This window comes from Streptomyces sp. NPDC047453 (genome assembly GCF_040643155.1).
Classification (GTDB): domain Bacteria; phylum Actinomycetota; class Actinomycetes; order Streptomycetales; family Streptomycetaceae; genus Streptomyces.
Window position 1 is genome coordinate 1 of record NZ_JBEYTS010000003.1, and the last position, 8,706, is coordinate 8,706.

Consider the following 8,706-nt stretch of genomic DNA (forward strand, 5'->3'; position numbering starts at 1 on the left):
TCGAGATCCGCAAGCAGAACCCCGCCTTCGGGCTGGGGTCCTTCACCGAACTCCAGTCCTCCAACCCCGCGGTCATCGCCTTCCTGCGCGAGTACAAGGACGACCTGGTCCTGTGCGTCCACAACTTCTCCCGCTTCGCCCAGCCCACCGAACTCGACCTGCGGGCCTTCCAGGAACGCCACCCGGTCGAGCTCATCGGCGGAGTCCGCTTCCCGGCCATCGGTGAACTCCCCTACCTGCTCACCCTGGCCGGCCACGGGTTCTACTGGTTCCGGCTCACCGCCAACGTCGCATCCCGGACCGGCCGACGCGTGTGAGCGTGCGGCCGACGAAAGGAGGCGTGACCATGCCGAAGACCGCATCGCTGACGCCGAGCGCCGCGAGCCTGGCCGGGCCCATGGCCTCGCTCAACTCGCTGCTGCGCGAATGGCTGCCGCAGCAGCGCTGGTTCGCCGGCAAGGACCGGCCCGTCACCGATCTGCGTCTGCTGTCGATGACGGAGCTGTTCCCGGGGTGTCTGCATCTGCTCGTCCACGCCGAGCACGCGGGCGTCCCCTCCGGTCCCGGCACGGTCCCCGCCCCCACCGGCACGCCCGCCGCGCCGCCCGCCGACTGCTACCAACTGCTGCTCGGCGTACGGCGGCAGCTGGCCCCGCGCCTGCACCGGGCGTTCATCGGCCGCCCCGAGGAGGGGCCGCTGGCCGGCTTCGCGATCTACGACGCGCTGTGCGACCCGCGTTCGGCTCAGCTGCTCCTGGAGCGGTTGCGCCACCCCGGCGCCTCCGGCCCGCTGCACTTCGAGGCGGACCCGTCCGTACTGATCCCCGGTGACCTGGTGCCCAGGCTGCTGGACGCCGAGCAGTCCAACTCCTCGATCGTGTACGGGGACGAGTTCATCCTGAAGGTGTTCCGCCGCATCCAGCCGGGCGTCAACCCGGACCTGGAGGTGCCGTGGGCCCTGGCCGGGCAGGATTGCACCCGGGTGCCCGCTCCGGTGGCCTGGCTCCACACCACGCAACCGGAGCCCGCGACACTCGGGGTGCTCCAGCCGTTCCTGCGCGACGCGGCCGACGGCTGGACGCTGGCCCTGCGGGCCCTGGCCACCGGTGACGACTTCACCACCCAGGCGCACCAGTTGGGACAGGCCACCGCGGAGGTCCACCTGGCGCTGGCCGGTGCCTTCCCCACCGGTGCCCACCAGGACATCGCGCGCACCGCAGCGACGATGACCGAGCATCTGGAGGCCGCCGCGCACAGCGTCGCCGCGCTGCGCCCGTACGCGACCCGGCTGCGCACCGCGTTCGCCGCGCTGGCCAACTGCGACGCCGGGCCGCCCGCCCAGCGCGTACACGGCGACCTGCACCTCGGCCAGGTGCTGCGGGCCGGGCGCGAATGGTTCGTCATCGACTTCGAGGGCGAGCCGTCGCGTCCGCTCGCCGAGCGCCGCATCCCCGAGTCCCCGGTGCGGGACGTGGCGGGGATGCTGCGCTCCTTCGACTACGCCGCCCGCCAGCGCCGCCCCTGGCGCCCGGAGTGGGCGCGCCGCTGCCGGGAGGCGTACTGCGCCGGCTACGCCTCCCGTTCCGGCTGGGACCCCCGTAAGAAACACGCCCTGCTGCGGGCCTACGAGACGGACCGTGCCGTGTACGAAGTGCTGTACGAGGCCCGGCACCGTCCCGACTGGCTCGCCGTACCGATGGCGGCGATCGAACGTCTCGCCGTGAGAGGAGGCTGAACCGGTGGCACTGCGCGACACGTCACTTCCCGAGCCGTCCGGCCCCGTCCTGCCCGCGGCGGCACGGGCCCGAACGGCCCCGCCGCTCGATCCCGCCGACCGTGAGCGCCTGCTGTCCGGCGCCCACCACGACCCGCACGCGCTGCTCGGCGCGCATCCGGTGCCGGGCGGTATCGCCCTGCGGGTGCTGCGTCCCTTCGCCCGCGCGGTGAGTGTGGTCGTGGACGGCGAGCGCACCCCGCTCGCCTCGGAGGGCGACGGGTTGTTCTCGGCCGTACTGCCCCTGGCCGCTGTCCCCGACTACACCCTGGTGGTCGGCTACGAGCGGGACGAGTACGAGGTGCACGACCCCTACCGCTTCCTGCCCGCCCTCGGCGAGCTGGACCTGCACCTGATCCGGGAGGGCCGGCACGAGCAGCTGTGGCAGGCGCTGGGCGCGGAGCCGATGACCCACCAGGGCGTGCGGGGCACCCGGTTCACGGTGTGGGCGCCGAACGCCCGGGGCGTGCGGGTGGCCGGCGACTTCAGCCACTGGGACGGGACCGCCTTCCCGATGCGCTCGCTGGGCGCGGCGGGCGTCTGGGAGCTGTTCCTGCCCGGCATCGGCGAGGGCGCGAAGTACAAGTTCGAGATCACCTCGCAGTACGGCGGCCGGTTCCTCAAGGCCGACCCGATGGCACGGCGCACCGAGGTGCCCCCCGCCACCGCGTCCGTCGTGACGGCCGCCCACCACGAGTGGGGCGACCAGGAGTGGATGGCGCACCGCGCGGACACCCCGGTGCACGAGGCGCCGTTCTCGGTGTACGAGGTCCACCTGCCGTCCTGGCGGCCGGGGCTGACGTACCGCGAACTGGCCGAGCGACTGCCCGCGTACGTCAAGGACCTCGGCTTCACGCACGTGGAGCTGATGCCCGTGGCCGAGCACCCCTTCGGGCCGTCCTGGGGCTACCAGGTCACCTCCTACTACGCCCCGACCGCGCGTCTGGGCTCGCCGGACGACTTCCGGTACTTCGTCGACGCCTGCCACCGGGCCGGGATCGGCGTGATCATGGACTGGGTGCCGGCGCACTTCCCCAAGGACGACTGGGCGCTGGCCCGCTTCGACGGGGACCCGCTGTACGAGCCGGGGAACGCGCAGCGCGCCGAGCACCCCGACTGGGGGACGTACGAGTTCGACTTCGCCCGCACGGAGGTGCGCAACTTCCTCGTCGCCAACGCCGTGTACTGGTGCGAGGAGTTCCACGTCGACGGCCTGCGCGTGGACGCGGTGGCCTCCATGCTCTACCTGGACTACTCGCGCGACTCCGACCAGTGGACACCCAACGCGTACGGCGGCCGGGAGGACCTGGACGCGATGGCGTTCCTCCAGGAGATGAACGCCACCGTGTACCGGCGCGCCCCGGGCGTGGTGACCATCGCCGAGGAGTCGACCGCCTGGGGCGGGGTGACCGCGCCGACCGACAGCGGCGGCCTGGGCTTCGGGCTGAAGTGGAACATGGGCTGGATGCACGACTCGCTCCAGTACATGAGCAAGGAGCCGGTGCACCGCAAGTACCACCACCACGAGATGACCTTCGCGATGGTGTACGCCTACAGCGAGAACTACGTCCTGCCGATCTCGCACGACGAGGTGGTCCACGGCAAGCGGGCGCTGGTGTCGAAGATGCCCGGCGACTGGTGGCAGCGACGCGCGAACCACCGCGCGTACCTGGGCTTCATGTGGGCCCACCCGGGCAAGCAACTGCTGTTCATGGGCCAGGAGTTCGCCCAGGGCGGCGAGTTCTCCGAGCAGGACGGACCCGAGTGGTGGCTGCTCGACGAGGACTACTGCGCCGCGGGCGACCACCGCGGGGTGCGGGACCTGGTGCGCGACCTCAACACGCTCTACCGGGCCACACCGGCCCTGTGGCAGCGCGACACCCGGCCCGAGGGCTTCCGCTGGGTGGCCGTGGACGCAGCCGACGACAACGTCTACGCGTTCCTGCGCCACGACGCGGCCGGCGCCCCGCTGCTGGCGGTGTCGAACTTCTCCCCCGTGGTGCGCGAGGACTACCGCCTGGACGTGCCGGGCGAGGTCATCGCATGGCGCGAGGTCCTGAACACCGACGCCGCCCGCTACGGCGGCGGCGGCGTCGCCAACCGCGGGCCGCTCGAACCGGAGGGCGGTCCGGAGGACGGGCACATCAGGCTCACGCTGCCCCCGCTCGCCACGCTCTGGCTGACTCCGTGCCCCGCCTGAGCGGGCGGGGGCGGGGGAAACGGGGCTACTTCCCGGTTCGGGGCCCGTGACGCGCTGACCTGGGCTACATTCGATCCTCGTCGACCACCCCACTCATCGGCGGAGTCACCTCCGTAAACCCCAGGAGCAGCGCATGCGCGACTTCGCCCTCGCTCCGTCCGCTGTCGCCCCGCTGACCGGCGGGCTCGCCGACAGCGTCTTCGAGACCGCGCAGACCCGTCCCACCCTGCCGGTGCTCGCGCGCCGCGCCGACCCCTCCTCCCCGGTGTGGGAGGAGGTGACCGCCGTTGAGCTACGGGACCAGGTGACCGACCTGGCCAGAGGGCTGGTCGCCGCCAAGATCTCGCCCGGCCACCGCGTGGCGGTCATGGCCCGCACCCGGTACGAGTGGACGGTCCTCGCGTACGCGCTGTGGGCGGTCGGCGCCGAGGTCGTCCCGATCTACCCGACCTCCTCGCGCGAGCAGGTCGAGTGGATCCTGCGGGACTCCGAGTGCGTGGCCGTCGTCGTCGAGGACGAGCAGGGCGTGATGACGGTCGGCCCGGTGTGCGCGACGCTGCCCCGGCTCCGGCACGTGTGGCAGCTCGATGCGGGGGCTCTGGAGCACCTGGTGCAACGGGGAGCGGTGATACCGCCGACCACGGTGGATTCGCTGCGCCGGATCGTGCTGCCGGACGCGACCGCGGCGATCGCGTACACCTCCGGCACGACGGGCCGCGCCCTGGGCTGCGCGCTGAGCCACCGCGCGCTGGCGAGCCCCTGCGACACGCTGCTGGCCGGCTGGGGGCACACCGCCGCGCCGCCCGGTGAGCAGGCGTCGGTGCTCGCCTTCCTGCCCTTCTCGCACGTGTACGGGCTGATGGTCCAGGGCCTGTGCGTCCGCGGCGGCATCCTGATGGGCCACGAACCGGAGCTGGGCGAGGAGGCGCTGACGTCGGCGCTGCGCACGTTCAGGCCGACGTACTTCTACGCCGTGCCCTCCGTCTTCGAGAAGATCTACAAGAACTTCCTGCACGCGGCCCGGCAGGCCGGCCGCGGCGCGCTGTTCGAGCGGGCGGCCGACACCGCCCGGGACTTCGCCACGGCGCTGGAGCGGCAGCGGCTGGGCCGGGGTCCGGGCCCCGGGCTCGACCTGCGGCTGCAACACGCCCTGTACGAGCGGACGGTGTACCGCAAGCTGCGGACCGCGCTGGGCGGCAGGGTGGTCCGCGCCACCTCCGGCGGCTCCCCGCTCAGCCGCGAACTCACCTTGTTCTACGAGGGCATCGGCATCTACGTGCACGACGGATACGGGCTCACGGAGACCGCGGGCGGCATCACCATGCAGCCGCTGGGCCGGGAGAAGTCGGGGACCGTGGGCACGGCGCTGCCGGGCACGGCGATCGAGGTCGCGGACGACGGGGAGATCCTGGTCCAGGGGCCGTCGGTGTTCCAGGGGTACGTGGGCGACGAGGCCGCGACCCGGGCCGCGCTGCGCGACGGCTGGCTGGCCACGGGGGACATCGGGAAGCTGGACGCCGAGGGTTATCTGACGATCACCGGGCGCAAGAAGGACATCATCGTCACCAGCGGCGGCAAGAGCGTGGCCCCGGCCCCGCTGGAGCAGCGGCTGCGGATGCATCCGCTGGTCCACCAGGCGGTGGTCGTGGGCGACAACCGGCCCTGCGTGGGGGCGCTGATCACCCTGGACCCGGAGTTCCTGGCCCACTGGCGTGCCGCCCTGGCGCTGCAGGGTGACGCGCCGGAGCAGGAGGCGCGCGAGGAGAACGCGCTGCGGGAGGAGATCGAGCGGGCGGTCGCCGCCGCGAACAGTGCCGTCTCCCGCTCGGAGTCCATCCGGGTCTTCCGGGTGCTGCCCGCGCCCTTCGACGTGGCCGGCGGTCTGCTCACACCGTCGATGAAGCTGCGCAGGGACGTCATCGTGCGGCACTACGCGGTCGAGATCGACGCCATGTACCAGGCGCGGAGCCGCCCCCCGCGCCGGGACACCGCGTACGACCCTATGGCCGACTGGGACGACTCCGACAACGTCTTCCGCTGACGCGGGCCGGAAAACACGGGACCGCACCGGGCCGGCTGCCCGCTGCCTGATTCCCTGTCGCCGACCGCCTCCTGCCCGCTCAGTGCTGCCGTCCGCCCCCTGCCGACTGCCTGCCTTCCGCTGCCTGCGACGCCCAAGCGTAGGCTCCGCGCCCCTGGGAACAAGACAGTGGACGCAAGGGAAAGAAAGGACGACAGCCCGGCCGACGGGGCCGGGCCGGAAGGCGAGATGGCATTCGAGCCGCCTGGGGACGACACACTGGCCAGCGAGGGCATTCCGAGCCGCACCGCCCGCTTCGCGGGTGAGTTGCACCATGTCACGGGCGCGCGACTCGCCGCGGAGGAGTTCCTCGACGAGGTCGCACGGCTCTCGCTGCCGGCGGCACCCGAGCACTGGGACGACATCCTGCTGGTCGTCACGGAACTCGCGGCGAACGCGGTGCAGTACGCGCCGGGGCCGTTCGAGCTGCGGATGCGGCGCACCTTCGACGGGGTGCACGTGACGCTCAGCGACACCAGCACCACACAGCCGGCCCCGCGGCCGTTCCGCCCCAGCCGGGGCGGTGGCGGCATCGGCTGGCACCTGATCCACACCTTGTGCGACCAGGTGAGCGTGGTGGTCAACGATCACGGCAAGGACGTGCACGTCTTCCTGCCCTGGTGAGCCCCGATCACCCGGAGCCCCGGCTGCGGACGGGGTCCGGGCTCGGTCGCGGTGTCAGGACCCGACCGGCGGGCCGCACCGGTTCAGGCGCTGGTCGCCTCGCGGGGTGGAAGCCCGTGGTAGTAGGCACCCACCCGCGTCAGATACGCCGGGTCCCTGGTCTCGCTGTCGGTCCTGAAGGGCGGCGCCGCCTTGATCTGCCCGCGCGAACAGGCCACCGTGATCCTCCGCTCCGCGGAGTCGATGCCGGCGACCATGCCGACCGGCACCAGCATGCTCCTGCCGAACACCCACACCCCGGTGTCCACGACCAGGTGCCGCATCCCGGAGTGACCGCCTTCCCGGTCCACGTGGCCCACGGTGCCGTCGGTGGCGACGACGGTGAAGCCGGTCAGGTCCTCTTCCTCGGTACGAGCGACCTGCGGCGGATACGACCAGATTCTTTCTATGGTCACGCTGCTCCTTCCTCCCCGGGCTGACGTGTCACGAGCCTCGGGCCGGCGGTCCCGGTCCGTCGGCTCTCACCGCACCAACTACCCTTCTCCGACCACGGCATTCGGCGCCGCGCCGCGAAGGGCGGGGGTGCGGGAGGCGCGGTCGCCGCGCAGCCTCAGATCACCGGCCGACGAGCGGGCCCGGTGGCGTCCTCGGCCGCGGAGATGTCCTAGGGTGCGGAGATGTTCCCGGGCCGGCAGGTGAGCAGTTCCAGCGTTCCGGTCATGTCCAGCAGCCGTTCCAGGACGGCCGGACGCTCGTCCAGGTGGAGTGCGACGCCCGCCTCGTCCACGAGGCGCCGGATCTGGAGCAGCACGGACAGGCCGGAGGAGTCGACGCTCTCGAGTCGCGAGAACTCCAGGCGTACGTCGGCGACCGGGTGCCGGGCCGCGTGACGCCGGGTGAGCACCACGGTCACCGCGTCCAGGAGTTGGCCGCGGGTGAGGTAGTCGAGGTCGCCTCCCACGCGTACCACGACGACGGATCCACGGCTCTCCACGGAGAGGCTGAAGGGCGAAGGCGGCATTGTTGTCATACGAGCTTTCCGGGGCCGAGGTCTTCGGGTCCTTCCGCACGGGGCGTCATGCGGTACGCCATGCGGTCAAAACGTTCGCGTACCCCTGAAGCCCGAGGTCATGCACGGCGTGCGGGGGCGAATTCACCGGGCCGGATATTGACGCACGTGTTTTGTTCGGGGCGGGCCGAGTGGGTTAGCCTGCGGCGTATTTCTCATCACGCAGATCCGTGAAATCGCGGAAATGCACGCACGTCGGCGGGCCCGCGGCGGCCCGTTGGAGATGTCCGAGTCCTCACCGGCGAGGACTCCTGGGGAGCGGGACGAGGGTGCGCATGACCAGCGACAGAACCGAGGTCCTCGACGCCGTTCCGGGCGACCGGGAGCTGCGGCAGCTCCTGGCCGGCCTGACGGCCGTGCGGGACGGCGACTTCGGCACGCGCCTGCCGGAGGACGCCGACGGGCTCATGGGCGACATCGCGACCGTGTTCAACGGGATGGTCGACCAGTTGTCCGTGTTCACCTCCGAAGTCACCCGGGTCGCCCGGGAGGTCGGCACCGAGGGCACGCTCGGCGGTCAGGCGGAGGTGCCGGGGGTCTCGGGCACCTGGGCCGATCTGACCGACTCGGTCAATGCCATGGCGGGCAATCTCACCACCCAGGTGCGTGACATCGCGCAGGTGGCGACGGCGGTGGCCAAGGGCGATCTGTCGCAGAAGATCGACGTGCCCGCGCGCGGCGAGATCCTGCAACTGAAGGAGACCGTCAACACGATGGTCGACCAGCTCTCCGCCTTCGCCGACGAAGTCACCCGCGTCGCCCGCGAGGTCGGCACCGAAGGACGCCTCGGCGGGCAGGCAAAGGTGCCCAGCGTGGCGGGTGTGTGGCGGGACCTGACCGACTCCGTCAACTTCATGGCGGGCAACCTCACCGCCCAGGTCCGCAACGTCGCCCAGGTGACGACGGCGGTCGCCGAGGGCGACCTCTCCCAGAAGATCACCGTCGACGCCCGCGGCGAA

8 protein-coding genes are annotated in these 8,706 nt (G+C 71.9%); 6 read left to right on the forward strand and 2 right to left on the reverse strand.

Annotated features, from left to right (window positions below; all coding sequences use genetic code 11):
• From ABZ818_RS04200 to ABZ818_RS04220, 5 genes are all read left to right on the forward strand, one after another.
• On the forward strand, positions 1-317 hold a 317-nt coding region (locus tag ABZ818_RS04200; protein WP_361410531.1), incomplete at its 5' end, for an alpha-glucosidase C-terminal domain-containing protein.
• Between the two features lie 29 nt (positions 318-346).
• Positions 347-1,735 (forward strand): maltokinase, encoded by a 1,389-nt coding sequence (locus ABZ818_RS04205; RefSeq protein WP_361410534.1) that lies wholly within the window; start codon positions 347-349, stop codon positions 1,733-1,735.
• A 4-nt stretch (positions 1,736-1,739) separates the two neighbouring features.
• Positions 1,740-3,974, forward strand: coding sequence for a 1,4-alpha-glucan branching enzyme (gene glgB, locus ABZ818_RS04210; protein ID WP_361410537.1), 2,235 nt, complete (start codon positions 1,740-1,742; stop codon positions 3,972-3,974).
• A 133-nt stretch (positions 3,975-4,107) separates the two neighbouring features.
• Positions 4,108-6,015, forward strand: coding sequence for an AMP-dependent synthetase/ligase (locus ABZ818_RS04215; RefSeq protein ID WP_361410540.1), 1,908 nt, complete (start codon positions 4,108-4,110; stop codon positions 6,013-6,015).
• Between the two features lie 228 nt (positions 6,016-6,243).
• Positions 6,244-6,678 carry an ATP-binding protein gene (locus ABZ818_RS04220; protein WP_361410543.1) on the forward strand — a complete coding sequence of 145 codons (435 nt, stop codon included), beginning with the start codon at positions 6,244-6,246 and terminating at the stop codon, positions 6,676-6,678.
• 83 nt (positions 6,679-6,761) lie between these two features.
• Here ABZ818_RS04220 and ABZ818_RS04225 read toward each other — a convergent pair whose 3' ends face one another.
• Together ABZ818_RS04225 and ABZ818_RS04230 are read right to left on the reverse strand one after the other, a co-directional pair.
• Positions 6,762-7,133: a PRC-barrel domain-containing protein gene (locus ABZ818_RS04225; protein WP_361410546.1), complete on the reverse strand. Its 372-nt coding sequence runs from the start codon at positions 7,131-7,133 to the stop codon at positions 6,762-6,764.
• A 209-nt stretch (positions 7,134-7,342) separates the two neighbouring features.
• Complete coding sequence (locus tag ABZ818_RS04230) at positions 7,343-7,672, reverse strand: STAS domain-containing protein (protein ID WP_361410549.1); 330 nt, start codon at positions 7,670-7,672, stop codon at positions 7,343-7,345.
• A 350-nt stretch (positions 7,673-8,022) separates the two neighbouring features.
• Here ABZ818_RS04230 and ABZ818_RS04235 point away from each other — a divergent pair.
• Positions 8,023-8,706 (forward strand): HAMP domain-containing protein (locus ABZ818_RS04235; RefSeq protein ID WP_361410552.1); only part of this gene is annotated, 684 nt, incomplete at its 3' end.

Excerpts from the sequence above, each read along its gene's own strand:
- ABZ818_RS04205 (WP_361410534.1), top strand. The coding sequence starts at position 347 with ATGCCGAAGACCGCATCGCTGACGCCGAGCGCCGCGAGCCTGGCCGGG.
- ABZ818_RS04215 (WP_361410540.1), top strand. The coding sequence starts at position 4,108 with ATGCGCGACTTCGCCCTCGCTCCGTCCGCTGTCGCCCCGCTGACCGGC.
- ABZ818_RS04220 (WP_361410543.1), top strand. The coding sequence starts at position 6,244 with ATGGCATTCGAGCCGCCTGGGGACGACACACTGGCCAGCGAGGGCATT.